The 18,246-nt window shown below is 37.8% G+C and carries 14 protein-coding genes; 2 read left to right on the top strand and 12 right to left on the bottom strand.

The features are described from left to right. Nucleotides 1-187: 187 nt before the first annotated feature. Nucleotides 188-1,717: an aldehyde dehydrogenase family protein gene (locus AC4IFE_RS00970; RefSeq protein ID WP_490754167.1), complete on the bottom strand. Its 1,530-nt coding sequence runs from the start codon at nucleotides 1,715-1,717 to the stop codon at nucleotides 188-190. 180 nt (nucleotides 1,718-1,897) lie between these two features. Here AC4IFE_RS00970 and AC4IFE_RS00965 point away from each other — a divergent pair, with 180 nt between their 5' ends. Next, nucleotides 1,898-2,824, top strand: coding sequence for an AraC family transcriptional regulator (locus AC4IFE_RS00965; RefSeq protein WP_490754165.1), 927 nt, complete (start codon nucleotides 1,898-1,900; stop codon nucleotides 2,822-2,824). Between the two features lie 47 nt (nucleotides 2,825-2,871). Here the strand turns inward: AC4IFE_RS00965 and AC4IFE_RS00960 are convergent, their stop codons facing one another. The 11 genes from AC4IFE_RS00960 to AC4IFE_RS00910 all read right to left on the bottom strand — a co-directional run bounded on the left by AC4IFE_RS00960 (nucleotide 2,872) and on the right by AC4IFE_RS00910 (nucleotide 15,265). Beyond that, nucleotides 2,872-3,930: a hypothetical protein gene (locus AC4IFE_RS00960; protein WP_490754163.1), complete on the bottom strand. Its 1,059-nt coding sequence runs from the start codon at nucleotides 3,928-3,930 to the stop codon at nucleotides 2,872-2,874. 122 nt (nucleotides 3,931-4,052) lie between these two features. Further along, nucleotides 4,053-5,381: a hydroxymethylglutaryl-CoA synthase family protein gene (locus AC4IFE_RS00955; RefSeq protein WP_490754162.1), complete on the bottom strand. Its 1,329-nt coding sequence runs from the start codon at nucleotides 5,379-5,381 to the stop codon at nucleotides 4,053-4,055. 149 nt (nucleotides 5,382-5,530) lie between these two features. Further along, complete coding sequence (locus AC4IFE_RS00950) at nucleotides 5,531-8,041, bottom strand: M1 family metallopeptidase (RefSeq protein WP_490754160.1); 2,511 nt, start codon at nucleotides 8,039-8,041, stop codon at nucleotides 5,531-5,533. An 11-nt stretch (nucleotides 8,042-8,052) separates the two neighbouring features. After that, nucleotides 8,053-8,283, bottom strand: a complete 231-nt coding sequence (locus tag AC4IFE_RS00945; RefSeq protein WP_490754159.1) for a hypothetical protein — start codon at nucleotides 8,281-8,283, stop codon at nucleotides 8,053-8,055. Between the two features lies 1 nt (nucleotide 8,284). Beyond that, a complete protein-coding gene (locus AC4IFE_RS00940; protein WP_490754158.1) occupies nucleotides 8,285-9,604 on the bottom strand; it encodes a serine hydrolase domain-containing protein in 1,320 nt (439 codons plus the stop codon). Between the two features lie 83 nt (nucleotides 9,605-9,687). Further along, on the bottom strand, nucleotides 9,688-10,482 hold the full coding sequence (locus AC4IFE_RS00935; RefSeq protein WP_490754156.1) for a thymidylate synthase: 795 nt from the start codon (nucleotides 10,480-10,482) through the stop codon (nucleotides 9,688-9,690). Between the two features lie 165 nt (nucleotides 10,483-10,647). Then, nucleotides 10,648-11,088 (bottom strand): hypothetical protein, encoded by a 441-nt coding sequence (locus AC4IFE_RS00930; protein WP_490754155.1) that lies wholly within the window; start codon nucleotides 11,086-11,088, stop codon nucleotides 10,648-10,650. 159 nt (nucleotides 11,089-11,247) lie between these two features. Beyond that, complete coding sequence (locus AC4IFE_RS00925) at nucleotides 11,248-12,594, bottom strand: alpha-amylase family glycosyl hydrolase (RefSeq protein WP_490754153.1); 1,347 nt, start codon at nucleotides 12,592-12,594, stop codon at nucleotides 11,248-11,250. A 190-nt stretch (nucleotides 12,595-12,784) separates the two neighbouring features. Continuing rightward, entirely contained in the window at nucleotides 12,785-13,375 is a 591-nt protein-coding gene (locus AC4IFE_RS00920; RefSeq protein WP_490754151.1) for an IS1096 element passenger TnpR family protein, read from the bottom strand. Between the two features lie 134 nt (nucleotides 13,376-13,509). Beyond that, entirely contained in the window at nucleotides 13,510-14,541 is a 1,032-nt protein-coding gene (locus tag AC4IFE_RS00915; protein WP_490754150.1) for a sensor histidine kinase, read from the bottom strand. 46 nt (nucleotides 14,542-14,587) lie between these two features. Then, a complete protein-coding gene (locus tag AC4IFE_RS00910) occupies nucleotides 14,588-15,265 on the bottom strand; it encodes a response regulator transcription factor (protein ID WP_027379708.1) in 678 nt (225 codons plus the stop codon). A 193-nt stretch (nucleotides 15,266-15,458) separates the two neighbouring features. Between AC4IFE_RS00910 and AC4IFE_RS00905 the strand changes: the two genes are divergently transcribed. Further along, a complete protein-coding gene (locus AC4IFE_RS00905) occupies nucleotides 15,459-18,245 on the top strand; it encodes a TonB-dependent receptor (protein WP_490754149.1) in 2,787 nt (928 codons plus the stop codon). The last annotated feature ends 1 nt before the right edge of the window (nucleotide 18,246 follow it).

The following is an 18,246-nucleotide window of genomic DNA, read 5'->3' as shown; positions in this document are numbered from 1 at the left end:
AATGCTGTAATTAAACCGTCAATTCCAAGAGAATGGCTATACTTTTCGCGTGAGGGATAGGAAGGGCGGCGAGGAACGAGCCGGTGCGGAATGAAATGGAGCACCGAAACGAAGTGAAGCCCTGGAAAAGCCCGACCGTTTTGCCCCGGCTCTGCCGGGGCAAACGGGCACGCCCTAATATTTAAAATTAAAAGAAACCTAATTTGTTTTTGTTGTAGGAGATCAGCATATTTTTAGTCTGACGGTAGTGGTCCAGCATCATTTTATGATTTTCTCTACCGATTCCCGATTGCTTGTACCCTCCGAAAGGTGCTCCTGCAGGATAGGAATGATACTGATTCACCCAAACTCTTCCTGCCTGGATCTGGCGCGGAATATTATACAGCTGGTGGGCATCTCTTGTCCAAACTCCCGCTCCAAGGCCATAGATGGTATCATTGGCAATTTTTACAGCCTCTTCTTCATCTTTGAAAGTCGTAAATGCCAGCACCGGACCGAAGATCTCTTCCTGGAAGATCCTCATTCTGTTGTTACCTTTGAAAATAGTCGGCTGGATATAGAAACCATCCTCTAAGTCTTCACCCACATTATTTACGTCACCGCCCACAAGAACTTCTGCTCCTTCTTCTTTTCCTAACTGAATGTAAGACAATATTTTATCTTTCTGGATCTGGGAAGCCTGAGCACCCATCATTACGGTTTTATCAAGCGGATTTCCTACTTTGATGGCTTTTACTCTTTCGACCACTTTTGCGATAAATGCGTCTGCAATATCTTCCTGAACCAGCAGTCTTGAAGGACAGGTACAGATTTCACCCTGATTCAGGGCAAAAAGTACAGCACCTTCAATCGCTTTATCAAGGAATTCATCATCTGCATCCATTACGGAACTGAAGAAAACGTTCGGAGATTTTCCTCCCAGTTCAAGGGTTACCGGAATAATATTTTCTGTAGCATACTGCATCACAAGACGCCCTGTAGCCGTAGAGCCTGTGAATGCCGCTTTTGAAACTTTAGGATTTGTCACTAATGCTCTTCCCAGTTCTGCACCAAAACCGTTAACGATATTAATAACACCTGCAGGCAACAGATCACCGATAATTTCCATCAGCACCAGGATGGAAACCGGAGTACTTTCAGCAGGTTTCAGTACAACGCAGTTTCCTGCTGCCAGAGCCGGAGCTAATTTCCATACGGCCATCAGAATCGGGAAATTCCAAGGGATGATCTGGGCAATTACTCCCAGCGGTTCGTGAACGATCAGGGAAACGGTATCTTTATCCAGTTCATTGTGAGAACCTTCGTCTGCACGGATCACGGAAGCAAAATATCTGAAATGGTCTATAGCAAGAGGCAAATCGGCAGCCAGTGTTTCTCTTACCGCTTTCCCGTTGTCGATGGTTTCAACGATGGCAAGGTATTCAAGGTTCTGCTCGATCCTGTCTGCAATTTTGTTTAATATAACGCTTCTTTCTGTAGATGAAGTGTTTTTCCAGGTTTGGAATGCTTTGTCTGCAGCATTTACAGCCAGCTCCAGATCTTCTTTGGAAGAGTGTGCTACCTGCGTGAAGTTTTTACCATTCACCGGCGAAACTACATTGAAATACTGTCCGTTTACCGGAGGTGTAAATTTACCGTCAATGTAATTATCATATTTGTTTTTGAATTCAGGCCACTGAAAAGCGGTTTCTGATTTCGGTTCTGTCATAGTGCTCATATTAATGTAATTTTATTTTTTTCGTAAAGCCAAATTACATTTCCCGATGAAAAAGTGATAGCACAATCGTGTAAAAAAATATCACAATAGTGCAGATGTTTAATTTTATAATTTTATTAACAACAGTGTAGGTCTAAAATTTATATATTTGAGTGATTGGGTTTTACAAAATGTTTAGAAATGAATAACAATAATAAATTTTTATTAAATACTCCTGAATTAAAGAAGGAGAGCCAGTTATTGAACCTTGTTGAAAACCAGACAAAATTCAATCTAAACAACTGTGAATTCAGTATATACGAAACCCATAAAGCTGCTTTCGGAGTAAAACTTCACTTTGAAAACATTGCCTTTACAGCTATGCTGAGAGGAAAAAAACATATGAAGCTGGATAATAAAACAAATTATTTTGACTACTTTCCCGGTGAAAGCATTCTCGTCGCACCTGGTGAAACCATGGTCATTGATTTTCCTGAAGCAGACGAATCGCCTACGCAATGTATTTCTTTAAGCCTTAATCCTGATTTTATAGAAGATTCGCTTAACTATTTAAATTACAGTCTTCCCAAAGCGGATGAAACTTCCCAATGGAATATTCAGCTGGATGAATTTTTTCTTTTTAATAATAAATCCTTAGCGTCTGCTACCAATAATATCATGAGAATTGCGATGGATGATAATTCCCAGAAGGATATCATGGCAGATTTTGCTCTGAAAGAACTCCTGATCAGGCTTATGCAGACCCAGGCGAGAAGCATGGTGGAAAAAAATATTGCTAAAAATAAGTCCAGGATAGGTTTTGCGGTAGATTATATCCGTAAAAATCTGCACCAGAAGCTTTCTATTGACAGTATGGCGAAACTGGCTTATGTGAGCAAGTCCAATTTCTTTAAAATGTTTAAAGATGAGCTGGGAACTTCACCGAACGATTTTATCCTGCAGGAAAGGATCAACAAGGCAAAAGAATTACTCGCCGGGCAGAACAGCATTAAGGAAACCGCTTATCAGACAGGATTCTCGGATACAAATTATTTTACAAGAGTGTTTAAACAACTGGTGGGCGTTACACCGAAGAGCTATCAAAATGAAAAAATATTTTTTGAATAAACTAAAAAGAGCAGAAGAATCTGCTCTTTTTTATTTTTCTGAATCGTTTATTTTTTCTCTAAAATCTGCTCTATCTGTTTTTCCAATTTATTAATTTTTTCGGATTGAGATTTTAAAGTCTGATTTTCTTCCTGGAGTTTTTTGATTTGCTTATTCTGCTCTATGGAATAAAGGGTAAGCTCCTCGATCTTTTGCAAAAGTTTGATCTGAAATTCACCAACATTTACACCCTCCTGCTCCATAACTTTAGCAGAAGCTATTTCCGGCAAATGCTTATTTTCTTTAATATGCTTTTCAACATCTTCTAATTTCGGAAGATCATAGTCTTTTTCAAATACGAAGTCAGCAGTCGGCGTAAGTGTTACTTTTACTTCTTTCGCTTCTAATTTCCCTTGAAGGGCTGCATTTCCGTTAGCTTTTAAAGTAAGAACCTCAATTCCTGGAGACCCATTATATCCAACAAAAAAACGGTGCTGCCCCTGGGAAAAATAATCTAAACTTGCAGTGCTTATTCCAAAACCAAAGTAATTATTTGAACCTCCTGACCAAAGTGTAATCTTATTAGGAAAAGTTGACGGATCAGAGTAATTAGTTCCTAAATCTAATTTAGAAACTGGACTTGAAGTACCTATTCCCACATTCCCATTTGGCGTAAACCTTACTTTTTCGTCACCATTAAATCTAAATCCAAGCCCAATAATATTATCTCCACCTCCTCTAATAATGCCTATATCTGCATGATTATTATACCATGTAAACATCAGGGAAGAAATCAACGTATCAACAGGGTTTTGAGTTGCAGAAGGCTGAAAGAATCTGATTGCCTTTGGTTCGTTTCCAAAATTCACATCGAATTTAGCCGTAGGAGTTGATGTCCCAACTCCAACATTTCCGTTATCCAGTAATTGAAGACCTACTCCAGCAAATGTTCGAAGCCTTACCCCACCATACCAATTAATATCCAAGCCAGAAGAACCTGTCACGGGATAACTCCCTAAATAATAATTTACAGGATCTGCATGACCATATAATTTACTGAATGCGATATCTTGAGAGAATAGTAGTCCACAGATAACCAGACCAAGAACTGATAATGTTTTTTTCATAATATGTGTTTAAAAATTATTTATTCTTTCCATTAAACCAAAAGAGCTCAATAAAAAGTGAGCAAATTTAACTAATTTTTCAAGAATATCAGAATAATTTATCACCACATATAGACAAACTTTTAATCTTTATAATGATAGTATCTGGCTCCTTTTAAAACAGGATTTTCAGATTCTACTGAAGTCAGTCCGAAACCTTTATAATCTTTATTAACAGAAGTCTGAAGCTGTTTTCTATGAAGCTTTTCATAAGTTTCAAAATCAACTGCCGTTCTGTTTTTTAGGCTTTCAAATAAGTTCCATTTTGAAACAGCTGACTTCCAGTTTTGGGATATTTTTCCGGCAAAAACTTTAGATTTTGAACCGCTTCCGTATCCTAAAAAGCCTATTTCTGCGCCTGCCAGCTCTTCACCTTCATCAAAAGAAGCCTGTATTGCAGAAAGAAATGCCATAAAGATGGAAGCGGTATACATATTTCCTATTTCGGAAGAAGCCCGCTGTGATCTTTCAATCTTTTCACTGATAAAATGAAGATAGTCTTCTGATTTTGCAACAGCTTTCTGCTCGTCAGATGTGTCATACGGAAGTCCGTTTTCTAAGCTGTAAATCTCTGTAAAAACTCTTTTCCCGTGAAAGGCATACGGAAGATGGAAAATAAGGTATTTCCAGTCTTCATAAGGCTTATTTTTTCCTGTAATTTCTTTATAATGCTGGTAAGCTTCCCTGATCCTGTCCTGATAGCATTGATTTGAATATTGCCCGTCAAAAACCGGCTCATCCGTAAAGATCTCAATTTTATCAGGGAATGTTTCGGGAACCGAATTCAGATCTTCCTTCATGTAGGCTCTTCTGGGTTTAAAAAAGTCAAAAACGCCTTCGGTAGCCACTCCCCAGTTATTTTCAATCTCCAAAAGATCCGGCTTTGATGAAATAAGCAGAGCAACTGCCCCTCCTCCCTGGGTATATTCTCCGGAAGAAGCCAGTTCGTATTTGGCATAATCGCTGGCGATAACCACTGCTTTTTTGTCAGGGTTTACTCTTACAAAGTCAAGGGAATTATGCAGTGCATCTACTGCTCCGATACAGGCGAAAGTCATATCCACAACATCGCAGTTTCTGAAACATCTTTCCCCAAATTCTTTTTCCAGAGCTTTTTCTATCATCTGCATTGTGTAAGAAGCTGTGGGTTTTGCCGCATCCAGGGCACTTTCAGTTCCCAGATAAATTCTGGCTATATCTTTAGGATGAAGATCATGATCTCTGATCAGTTTTAGTAAAGCTTCCGCAGCAAATGTAGCGGTATCTTCATGAACATCAGGAAAGCCCATTTTATGCAGTCCTAATCCTTTTTCCAGTTTTGCAGGTTCAATTCCTCTTTTCTCCGCCAAATCTTTGATCTCTAAGTACAAAGATGGCACATAATAGCCCGCAGCCTCAATTCCAAAAGTCATTTTATTCTAAATTTTTATACGAATTTATAAAATGATGTTTGAATAAGCCCTCAATTCTCAGGCATAATTTGTCTTTTAAATACAAAAATCATAAAAAAACCGCTGTTCGGTACAGCGGTTTTATATTCTCAGCAATTTCAATGATCTGTTTATTTAAAATCTTCAATAGCTTTATTTATTGCATCGATCTGTTTGTTGATACTTGCAGCACTCTGGGGATTCTGTCTCAGCAGTTCCATTTTTTTACTTAAGCCATCTTTCAGCATCTGGGAAATCATCATTTTTACCTGAGGATTATCTCCCATTTCACCTTTTGCATGACTGATTATTTTGGTAATATTTTCAGTAGCTTTCAGATTATCTGAACTCATGATCCAGTTATATCCTTCTTCTGCAGACTTACCCAATTCCGGATTCTGGAATTTGATAAACGGATAAAAGGCAACAAGCGGGGTGATATTGGCCATCTGTGAAGTTACTTTATTCTTTACAATCACCGGAAGCAACTGGGTTAGCAACTCGTCTGAAGCTCCTTCAAGATCAATTTTATCAGCCATTGTATTAGCCTTTGACGGATCGATAGTTACAACAGCGCTTAATGAAGTTCCTTTTACAGCATTGGAGACAGCATTTACTCCTTTTTCAAAAAGCGGAAGGTATTTTTTATCCTTGGTCTTGGCCAAAGCCGAAATTGCAGCAGCCTGCACCAAGGTTTTAGGGTCGTTGGAAGCTAATTTCTCAACATCTGTACCTAAAGCTTTCATCTGTTCAGGATTTGAAAGATCCATCAGCTGAAGAGCTTTGATTCTTGTTCTGAAATAAGGATCTTTTAATGCAGCAGCCAACAATTTTGTGGCGGCCGGATTTTTTCCTACCTGATCTTTTATAGCTGATAAAGCGTTGTATCTGCTCTTGAATTCTTTAGAGTTGGTGAACTGCATCAGGTTCTGCTCCGGAGTTTTGGTGTCTGTGATATCTGCCAGTAAAATTCCGTCTGCGTTGATGTTCACAAGATCAGGAGTTTTGGAAGCATCAAAATTAAATGTATTCTTCGCTTCGGCATTTACCCATACGTTATATCTTTTCGACTTTCCGTTGTCATATACATCGATGGCAAGAGGAAACTCGAATGGCTGCTCCTGGGTCTGGCTGATCGTTACTGCCACCTGCTTTTTTACCGGCTCGAAAGTAAATGAATAATTGATCTTTGGATTTCCGCTTCCGAAATACCATTGATTGAAGAACCAGTTCAGATCTTTCCCCGAAACTTTTTCAAAAGAAAGTCTTAATTGATGAGCCTCTGCATTCTGATATTCATTGGTTTTCAGATAGTCGTTCATTCCGGCAAAAAAAGCATCATCACCCAGATAATTTCTCAGCATATGAAGGATTCCTCCCCCTTTCTGATAAGTCACCAGGTCAAAAACATCTTCGCGGGAATCATAGTTGAATCTCACGAGATTTTTCTTGAAATCAGCCGGATTGTGGATGTACATATTTACATCGGTCATCTGGTGGTAGTCTGCCTGGTCTTTTCCGTATTTATATTCATTCCAGAGGTATTCGGAATAGTTGGCAAATGATTCATTTACTGTTAAATTACTCCAGCTTTCTGCCGTCACAAGATCTCCGAACCAGTGATGGAATAATTCATGGGCAATGGTATCTTCCCATTTGTTTTCATCGATCAGCTGTCCCGGCTTCTGAAGGATATCACTTCCATGAAGAGTGGCCGTTGTATTTTCCATGGCACCGCTTACATAGTCTCTTCCTGAGATCTGTGCATATTTTGCCCAAGGGTAATCATAGCCCATCTTTTTGGAGAAAAACTCAATCATTTCCGGAGTATTTCCGTAAATCTGTTTTGCATAAGGTTCGTATTCTTTTTCGATATAATAATCTACCGGAATATTCTTCCATTTGTCTTTAACGATAGCATATTCCCCTACTCCCATAAAGAAAAGATAGGTAGCATGTCTTTTATCCATTACCCAATGGTCTGTCCTCAAATTGTTTCCTTCTTTCTGCGAATCTTTTAAAATTCCGTTGGAGAGGGTTACATATTTATCAGGGACGGTCATATAAATTTCCTGAGTAGTCTTCTGATTCGGTTTATCGATGGTCGGGAACCATGCAGAAGAAGATTCTGTTTCTCCCTGTGTCCAGATCTGAGTCGGCATATCCGGATCCTGCCCCTGTGTATTGATGAAATACAGTCCTTTGGCATCATTAATTGCCATGCTCCCTTTCTGCTTTACCTCATTCGGACGTGCCGTATACTTGATATATACCGTATATTCCTGGTTTTTCTGATAGGTTTTATCCAAGGTAATCTTCAGAATCTCATCTTTGTACTCATACTTGAGAGGTGATCTTTTTCCGTTGTTGTCAAGAGCTACTTCATGAATCAGCATTCCCTTTGCATCAAGCGTTAATTCATTGGCCGGATAGAAATACGGAGAGGCTGTCAGCCATTCTTCCCCACCCATCTGCTCTTTCTGATAATCGAAATTGACTTTAAGCTTGGTATGTTTAAGTTCCGTTACTTTCGTATGTGTGGCTCTGTAAGCCTTTTCCCTTCCTGAAGTTTCGGTCTGTGCTGATACGTTCGAGGAAAAGAAAATTCCGAGTATAGCAATGGACAAAATCACCTTTTTCATGTATTATTTTATTATTTCTTAGAATTATTTTTTGTTATTATATCAAAAATATCATTAACGAGAGTTTCATAATCTCCTTTTTTAAGCTGTTCTTTTGTTTTGGCAAAAGCTTTCTTCAGTTCACTATCAGGGTTTTCATCGTCGATGATATCTACAGAAATCACCCCTTTCATTTGAAGAATTGCATTTTTTAATGCTTCCGGATCAACTGTTTGCTCGGTATTTATTTTTAAATATTTCATTTTATTCTTTTGTAAAGGTATTTTTTGTTCCTCCCTGAATTATTATGAATTGCTTTTTTGCAGGATAAAAGTCGATAACAATTCCGGCCATATCAAATTTAAAACTCGTCTCAGAAGTTGCTTCCAGAGGAAATGCACCTTGCCCGGTTGCCTGAGCCATCAATTTTTTATCTTTGATAAAGATATTAATTTTTAAAGGGACATCCGGGCTTGCATAATTTCCTACAAATTTCTGCAAATCAGCTTCCGAAATTTCAAGGGTTTCAAAACTTGGCATTTTAAAATCTTTTCCCATCGCTGCCTCTACCATTTTGATAGAAATTTCGTTGGTATCCATATCCGCTTGATTCGTCGTGAAACTTATTGCAGTTTTCAAATCCGGAAAATAAAACAATGCTGATCTGAAATTGTCGATTCCGCCTGTATGACCAAATCCGGAATATTTATCAAAAGGAACTTTCACCAAACCATATCCGTAATTATCAATAAAATTTTTCATTTTATCAACATTTTCTTTTTTAATTAATTTTCCGTTTTCAAGACCAAGAATGAATTCCAGCAAGTCTCTTGGTGTTGAAATGATATTCCCTGCCCCGATCGGAATACTCATGTCCGTTTCATTGGAAACTTCATATTTTCCGTTGGTAAACTGGTAAGATTTTGCCTGATCTTTTGATGTATCAATCTTTCCTCCAACTTCCGTTAAGGTTAATTTTAACGGTTTTGTAATTTTAGCTTTAATTAATTCAGCGTAAGATTTTTTGTATGCTTTTTCAAGAATAAAACCCAGCAAAATATAATTTGAATTACTATATTCATGCTTTGAACCCGGTTCAAAATCACTTTTATATTTTTTGATGATATTAACTAAGCTGCTTTCTGTCTGAGGTTTTGTATTGTATTGCCAGTATTCGGCTTCGTTGGTCAGATTATGAATTCCTGTTCTGTGCTGCAATAAATTTTCGATTGTAATTTTGTTTGCGTTGGGAATTTCAGGATAAAATTCAGAAAGTTTCTGATTTAAGGAAATCTTTTTCTCCTCAACAGCTTTCATTACCAAAACTGCCGTAAATGTCTTACTGATCGAGCCAATTCTATATTGTGTATTTACATTGGCTTTCTGCTGTTTTTCAACATCAGCAAATCCAATTACTTTCACAAAAGTCGGGTGTTCATTTTCTGCAAATGCAAAACTTCCCATTACCTTATGATGAACAAACAGAGAATCAAAATAATTCCCCAGTTTTTCCTTTATATTCTGTTGAGAAAAAGCGGCACCCGAAATACTGATCGTTGAAAGAAAAAGTAACTTTTTTAGCATCCCTTTAAGATTTAACTGATAAGTAATAAAAAATAAGGTTTTGTTACATATTAACAGTCATTCTTGGCAGGATATTCAATTGTTTAAATAGCTACCGGAGCTTTGATTCCCGGATGCGGATCATAATTTTCCAGAGTAAAATCTTCAAAATTAAAACTGAAAATATCTTTGACCTCAGGATTAAGCTTCATAACCGGAAGCGGCCTTGGTTCTCTGGAAAGCTGCTTATTGACCTGTTCAAAATGATTGTTATAAATATGAACATCTCCAAAACTATGGATATAATCTCCTACCTCCAGATCACAAACCTGAGCCACCATCATCAGCAGTAAGGCATAGCTTGCAATATTGAACGGTACTCCCAGAAACACATCAGCACTTCTCTGATACAGCTGCAGCGAAAGTTTTCCGTCTGCTACATAAAACTGGAACAAGGCGTGACACGGCGCAAGAGCCATATTGGGAATTTCAGCTGCGTTCCATGCAGAAACAATCAGTCTTCTTGAATCGGGATTTTTCTTGATCTGATCTATTACTTCAGTAATCTGATCCACTACTTTCCCGTCGGCTCCCTGCCAGCTTCTCCACTGTGCTCCGTAAACAGGCCCCAGGTCGCCATTTTCATCAGCCCATTCGTCCCAAATGGTCACTCCGTTGTCATTGAGATATTTGACATTGGTATCGCCATTCAAAAACCAAAGCAACTCATAGATAATGGACTTCAGATGTACTTTTTTTGTAGTCACCATCGGAAAGCCTTTTGACAGATCATATCTCAGCTGATACCCGAAAACACTTCTGGTTCCGGTTCCCGTTCTGTCCGTCTTGTCTGTTCCATTATCTAAAATATGCTGTAAAAGTTCCAGGTAGTTCTGCATTTTGAGAGGGCTTTTTATGGTTCAAATTTAGAAAAAATTAAACGATTTACGTGTATTATAGATCATAAAAAAGCATCCATTTTCATGAATGCTCTGTCTATCATATTCTTTTATCTTTAATCGAAATAACAAAAATTTTTAGTTTCAAATTCCGATAAAATGGTTCTACCAGATCTTCTGAATAGTCTGGATTATATTATTAACAGCAAAAGTCTCCCCTTCTTTTTTCCCTGACATGGCTTTCACAAGAGGTGATTCTGCAGAAACCGTCATCACTTTTTGTTTTTCAGAAATAATTTCGCCCACAGATACGGCAACGTAAAACAAACCTTTATCTGTTTTGACCAAAGCTCCCATCTGAACTTTGTCTGAAGGTTCAACTGATATTTTTTGAATCGCAGACTGCTGATTTAAAGATTCATTCATCTGCCGCTGAAGATTATTGATTTCCTGCTGAAGCATTTCACGGCCGGTTTCATATTTGTCGCCCATGGAACTTTTGGTATCATTATTAGAAGCACGGGTTTCTGCAATCAGGTTTTCAAAAGACTGTATTTTTTCTGTAAGCTTTGCTTTTATGATGTTTAATAATTCCTGTTTGTTCATAGCATGAAGTTTCGTGTAAATTTTGGCTAAAGCCGATACAAATATGCATAAAATAAGCGGGCTAAAGCCCGCCTCTATTGAATATTTTAACAGATTAATATACTTTTAAAAATAAAAGATATATAAGTACTTCTTATTTTTTAATAGTCAATTTCTGATTTATTTTTCAAAAACTGCATAATCTGAAACTTTGAATGTGAAATCTTTCCCACTGTCAAAATCTCTTTTGGTCCTGTCAAAAACATTACGGAAAGCTCCTGAAAGATTCTGATCTTCAATGGTGAAGTTGACAGGCTCCTTTGACATATTGAGAACTACCAGCACTTCATCTTTTCCGTTCTTTCTAACGTAAGCCAGAATTTTGTCGTTGGCTGTGGTATTTAAAAGATAGGTGGATACATTGCTATCTCCACCTCTTAATGCAGGATTGGAGGCTTTCAGTTCCAGCAAAGTTTTATAAAATTCGGTCATCTGGTAGGTATTGGTCCATTTGATGACATCTTTTTCAAAAAATTCAAGCCTTTTCATATTGGGAAGCTCCTGACCTGAATATAACAGGGGAATACCATTCCATGTTGCAGAGAATACGGCCATAGGTTTTGTAATGACTCCATATTTTTCATATTCTGTTCCGTTCCAGGAATTTTCATCATGGTTAGCTGTAAACCAGGCTCTCATGGAAGCATCTCCTATATTGGAATATTTTTGCAGCAAATCTTTAAGTTCCTGAAGAGGCTCATTTTTCTTATAATAGTCTGCAGATTTGTGCATCCATTTCCATGAATAGCTTGCATCAAATACTTTTCCGTATTCGGGACTCTCGAGCTCATCAAATTCTCCCAGCCAGAAAAGCGGCTTTATTTTTTCGACTTCCGGACGTGCCTGCTGCCAGAAATCCACTTCTACCCAAGAGGCAAGATCGCATCTGAAACCGTCAATTCCCGTTTCTTTTACCCAGAACTTCATGGCCTCTATCATTGCCAGTCTCATTTCCTGGTTTTTGTAATCCAGCTCAATAATATCATCCATTCCTGAAGCAATATGGAATTTTCCGTCAGGGTCTTTAAGGTAGAATTCCGGATGTGTTTTTGTCCAGACATGATCCCAGCCGGTATGGTTGGCCACCCAATCGATGATAACTTTAAAACCCAACCGATGGGCTTCGTTCACCATGTGTTTGAAATCATTCATGGTTCCAAATTCGGGATTAATGGATGTGTAATCTGAAGCTGCATACTGGCTTCCAAGGCTTCCCTTTTTATTTTGCTGGGCAATGGGTGTTATGGGCATGAACCACAGGGTTTTGATTCCCATTTTTTTCAGGCGTGGCATTTCTTTTTCAAATGCTTTAAATGTGCCTTCCTGTGTATATTGTCTTAGGTTTACTTCGTAAATATTGGTCGTGTGCTTCCATTCCTTCGGCAGATCCATAGTGTTTTTCGTATTTTGAGTGGCACAGGAAACAATTCCCAGGCCAATTATTGCTAATAGAATTAATTTCTTCATTCATCTATTTTTAGCAAAAGTAAGGAATGTTTTTTTGTTAAAGACAGAGAAATTGAAGAAGTCGAAATGTAAATGTGAATAGTCAATAGTGAATTCTGCTTCGCAGGGTAAGCGTTAAAAGTATGAAGCATGAATAGTCAATATAAAAAAAGACCCCGAATTTTCTCCGGGGCCCTGTATTGTTTAGATGTTATCTTTCATCATCGTTATCATCTTCTTCTTCGAAAACATCGTCATTGTAATTTTCTTCTTCTTCATCGTCGAAACTGTCGTCATCTTCATCTTCAAAATTGGTACTTCCTCCAAAATCATCCTCGAAACTGAAATCATCATCTAACAATGGCATTGCTGATCTTTTCTTGGATCCTCCGCCTTTGCTTGGTGCCTTTAACGGTACATTTCCAAATCTGTATACCGTAATAGGATAATTAACTCCTTTTGTTTCTTCGATGATTTCTACAAGCTCGCAGTACATTTCCCAAAGATCAAGAAGCCCATACTGGAACTGAGCTTTGTCGCCCACATTTCCAAAAGCTTCATCAATGTATACATCCGACATAATTTCGCCATCACCATCGTCACTCATATCTTCCAGGGGAACGCTTTTAATTATTGTTCCGTCGTCTTCCAACATATTAAAAGTGGAAAGTTCGTCTCCCTGCAGACTGAACGCACTTTTAATTCCCAAATGTAAGTTCCATAGTGATTGTTTTCCCTTTACTTCAATATCACGGAAAATATCCTCTTTCGCATCTAATATTACGCGGATCTTGTAAACCATATCAGTTTCTTAAATTACTTTTTTGCCTTAATTATTATGATAAATCTCTGTTGCAAATATATAATAAATGACAGGTGACAAAAAAATATTTCAGGATTTTTTAAAATATTTTTTTTTCATACATTTTGCCAGGATTATTTACTTTTCTCAAGCATAAAACTAAATTTAGTCCCTTCAAGATAGACACTTTCTACGGTAATATTTTCGCTGTGGGCTTCCAGGATATGCTTTACAATAGCCAGTCCGAGACCGGAACCTCCTTCTCTTCTGCTTCTGCTGGTTTCGACACGGTAAAATCTTTCAAAGATTCTAGGAAGGGCTTCAGCTTTAATTCCCATTCCGTTGTCGATCACCTCAATCAGCACTTTATTTTTAAGAACACTGGTTTTTACGGCTACTTTCGCTTCCTGCCTGTTGGCATAATGAATGGCATTGGAAATCAGGTTAATGAAAACCTGTGAAATTTTCTGCTTATCGGCATCTACAAAAATCTGCGGATGAAGAGTCTGGATCTGCAGGGTTGCATTATGTTTTTCAGCTTCAAATTCAAGAAGCTCGAAAATTTCTTTGATGAGAAGGTTAACATCAAATCTTGAAACCGTAATGCTTATTTCTCCTGCCTCGAGACGGTTGATCATATCCAGATCTGTAACGATCGCGATCAGTCTTTCCACGGATTTATCTATCCTTTCCAGATATTTGTCGCGGATGGTAAGATTGTCGACACCTCCGTCTCTGAGGGTTTCTACATATCCCTGAATGGAAAACAGCGGTGTTTTAAGCTCATGGGAAACATTTCCGATATATTCTTTACGGTAGCTTTCCATTTCTTTCATCATATCGATTTCCGTTATCTGCTGCTGGTTGAGATCGGAAAACCTTTCCCCCAATTCTTTAATGGTAATGTTTTCGTTATTGTCATGAACAATTTCCTGCGGAAGCATTTGCGAAAGCCCGCGAACCTGCTTTTTCCCATAATAGTTGAAAAGAAGTTCCAGGACCACATAATTGATCATGAAAATGAGAATAAGGCAGGTAAAAAGACCAATTTTAAAAAAAGGCGTCTGATAATAGATATCTTTCAGTGAATCAAAGATGATCACTAAAAGAAACATCACCAGTGTCAAAAGACACGAGGCGACGAGTGTAAGTCTGTAAAATTTCAATTTTACAAGTTTTTATAGGTTTATGTAAAGATAGGCATTTAAGTCATTAAACAATAAGCTTATAACCGATTCCTTTTAATGTCTGGATGGTATTAATTCCCAGCTTTTCTCTCAGTCTTCTGATGTGGACATCAATGGTTCTTTCTCCTACGATCACATCATTACCCCATACTTTTTCCAGGATTTCTTCTCTCTTGAATACTTTTTCAGTGTTTGAAGCGAGAAGATAAAGCAAATCGAATTCTTTTTTAGGAAGAAGGAACTGCTGTCCGCTCTTGGAAACTCTGAAATTGTCTTTGTCGATCACCAGATCACCGATCTCGATCAGTTTAGCATTATCTGAAACCTGAGAAGTCAGCTGTAATAAAGCGTTCACTTTAGAAATCAGAATTTTCGGTTTGATCAGCTTTACAATGTAGTCATTGGCTCCGGCCTGAAACCCTGCCAGCTGGGAGAATTCTTCACTTCTTGCAGAAAGAAAAACAATGAGTGTTTTCTGCAGCTCTTTTACTTTACGGAGTTCCTGACAGGTTTCGATGCCGTCTTTTTCCGGCATCATGACATCCAGCAGGATAAGATCAGGGATGATCTCTTTGGCTTTGTCTATTCCTTCGTTACCGTTTGTGGCTGTATAGATATCATAGCCTTCTTTTTCCAGGTTGTAAGACAGAATCTCTAAAATATCCAGTTCGTCGTCTATTAAGAGTATTTTCTTTTGGTTCATTTTCAATTTTTACAGAGTCAAAGTTAATAAATTTTAAAGCACAGATGAACAAATGTATTATCGTTCATATAAAGTTAACAATAACCTGCTTTTATTAATGTTTAGTTAAAAAAAAATTAAAACAACCTAAACCATTTACCCCACTAATCTTTTATTCCTTTGCACCGAAAGAATCTAGTAAGATAAAGTAACAATGAAAAAACAACTCCATAAGAGTATTATGCTACTTGCTTTGTTTTCCGCCGGCTATGCTTTTGCACAAAGCCAGGTTTTGGAAGGTAGAGTATTGGATGAGAAAGACAACAATCCTATAGAGGGTGTAAAGATAACAGTAAATAATCAGGAAGTAGTGACTGACATTTCCGGATACTACTCTATTAATCTGTCACCGGGAACCAATTATATTATAAAGGTATCTTCCAATGGATATAACAGAAAAGAGATCAGTGAAGTTACTGTAAAAAGTGACGCGAACACTCATCTTGATATTGTTTTGAACAAGCCATCAACTAAAGAAATTGAGGGTGTTGTTATAAAATCCAATGCCAGAAAGGAAACCATAGCTTCTACCATTGGGTTACAAAGAAATTCAGGGGTAGTTTCTCAGGTAATCGGAGTTGAAGCAATTAAAAGAAGCCCGGACAGAAACACAGGAGAGGTTCTGAAAAGAGTTTCGGGTGTGAGTTTGGCCGATGGAAAATACATTGTTGTAAGAGGTCTATCAGACCGTTATAATCAAGCTATGCTGAACGGAATTCAGTTATCCAGTACAGAGCCGGACAGAAAAACTTTCTCTTTTGACCTTTTCCCGGCTAACGTTATCGAAACACTTGTTATCAATAAGACTTTCATTCCTGAATACAGTGGTGAATGGGCAGGAGGACTTATACAGGTCAATACTAAAGATATTCCCAATAAAAACTTTTTCAATCTTCAGGTAGGTGTTGGAGGAAACTCTATTACAATGGGACAGGAATTCCGCATACAGAAAGGTGGAAAATGGGATTTTCTGGGAATTGATGACGGATACAGAAAACTTCCTTCTGATATGCCCGCAAAAAATGCTTTCGGTATTTTAGATGAGGCTAGTAAAACAGCAATCGGTAAACAATATGTAAAGAATCTGGGCTATAACAGCATCGGATATCCTGAGAATTTAAGTTTCCAGCTTGATGGAGGGTTCAATACAAAAATCTTCGGAAAAGATTTGGGTGTTATTGCGGTTCTTAACTACAGCAACAACAAAAGAAGAATTGAATCTCAGAACCGTTTCTTTACGATCAATGACCAGCTTGCCGATACGAATTTCGATTATTATACTGAAAAATATCAGAACGATATTATCTTAGGCGGTTTACTAAATCTTACTTTAAAACTTAACAGCAATAATAAAATTTCCCTGAAAAACATTATTACCAACAATACGGTAAACCATATGTCTTTCAGAACAGGAAAAGATTTTGAATTTGATCCTGTAAACGGAACAAATATCATGGCAAGGGAAATTGGCTTTAAGGAAACTACTTTCTATAATTCAACGCTTAACGGTACTCATAAAATAGATGCTCTTGGAGGTCTTACTTTCAACTGGTACGGAAGTTTCGGTATTCTGGATCAGTATATTCCACTATTGCAGCGTCTGCAATACAATCAGTATCCGGATATGACAGGAAGTCCTTATCTGGCTTTGATTTCGAACGGACTTTCACAAAAATCAGGAAGTGTATTTTATTCTACACTGAGCGATTATTTATATAATGCAGGTGGTGATCTATCTAAAACTTTCACAATGTTTGGACAAAAACAAACGATAAAAGGTGGGTATTTATTCCAGGTAAAAGATAGGATCTACAATTCCAGACCATTCTCTGTAAGACTTTCAGGGTATAATCAGGGATTACTTTCCCAGCCATTTGAAACTATCTTCAGTCCTGAAAATTTCGGAACAGACGGAGGCAAATTTACGTTCGACGAAATTGCAGGAAACCAGTACAGATATATTGCCAATACTATCCTAAATGCAGGTTACTTACAGTTTGACAATAACTTTGCACCTTGGTTCAGAGCGGTATGGGGATTAAGAGTTGAAAATTTTGATCAATTGGTTGGAAGTACAAAGAAAAGTGATGACCGTTTCGTCAATACTCGTGTTACTGACTTTTTACCGGCACTTAACTTAACATTCAAGGTGAATAATAACATGAATATCCGTGTTGCAGGTTCACAAACTGTTGTAAGACCTGAATTTAGAGAAGTTTCTCCTTTAGCATACTACGATTTTGATTTAGGGGCTACAGTGATCGGTAATAAATTCATCCAAAGAACAAAAATCACCAATGCCGACGTACGTTGGGAATGGTATCCAAGAAATGGTGAAATTCTTTCCGTTGCCGGTTTCTACAAAAACTTTAAAAATCCTATTGAATTATACTTTAACCAGTCTGGTGTAGGAACCAGTAATACCTTCAATTATTTGAACGTAGATAAAGCAGATGCTTATGGTGCTGAACTAGAATTCAGAAAAAAACTGGATTTCTTCAGTGCTCTTAAAAACTTCACATTCGGTGGGAACTTTGCCTTAATCAAAAATAAAGTAACGGACGAAGCTACTAATATTGACAGACCAATGCAGGGACAGTCTCCTTACACTGTCAACCTGAGCCTACAGTATGATACTGAAAAAACAGGCTGGACTTCAACAGTACTTTTCAACATGATCGGAAGAAGAATTCTTTATGTAGGAAACGATCAGGTTCCACCAATCTGGGAAAATCCAAGACCACTTCTTGATTTCCAGGTTGCTAAGAAAATCTGGCAGAACAAGGGAGAAATCAAGCTTAATGTTTCAGATATCCTGAACCGTCACGCGAAATTCTACCACGATCTTAATAATAACAAAAAATACGACAGTGCAGATGCACTTGCTATCGATAGAGTAACAGGAACAAATATCAGCTTAACTCTAGGATATAGCTTTTAAT

Source organism: Chryseobacterium sp. UF-81, from assembly GCF_058245105.1.
The sequence above is the reverse complement of the archived record's forward strand: the minus strand, read 5'-3'. Positions and strand labels throughout refer to the sequence as shown.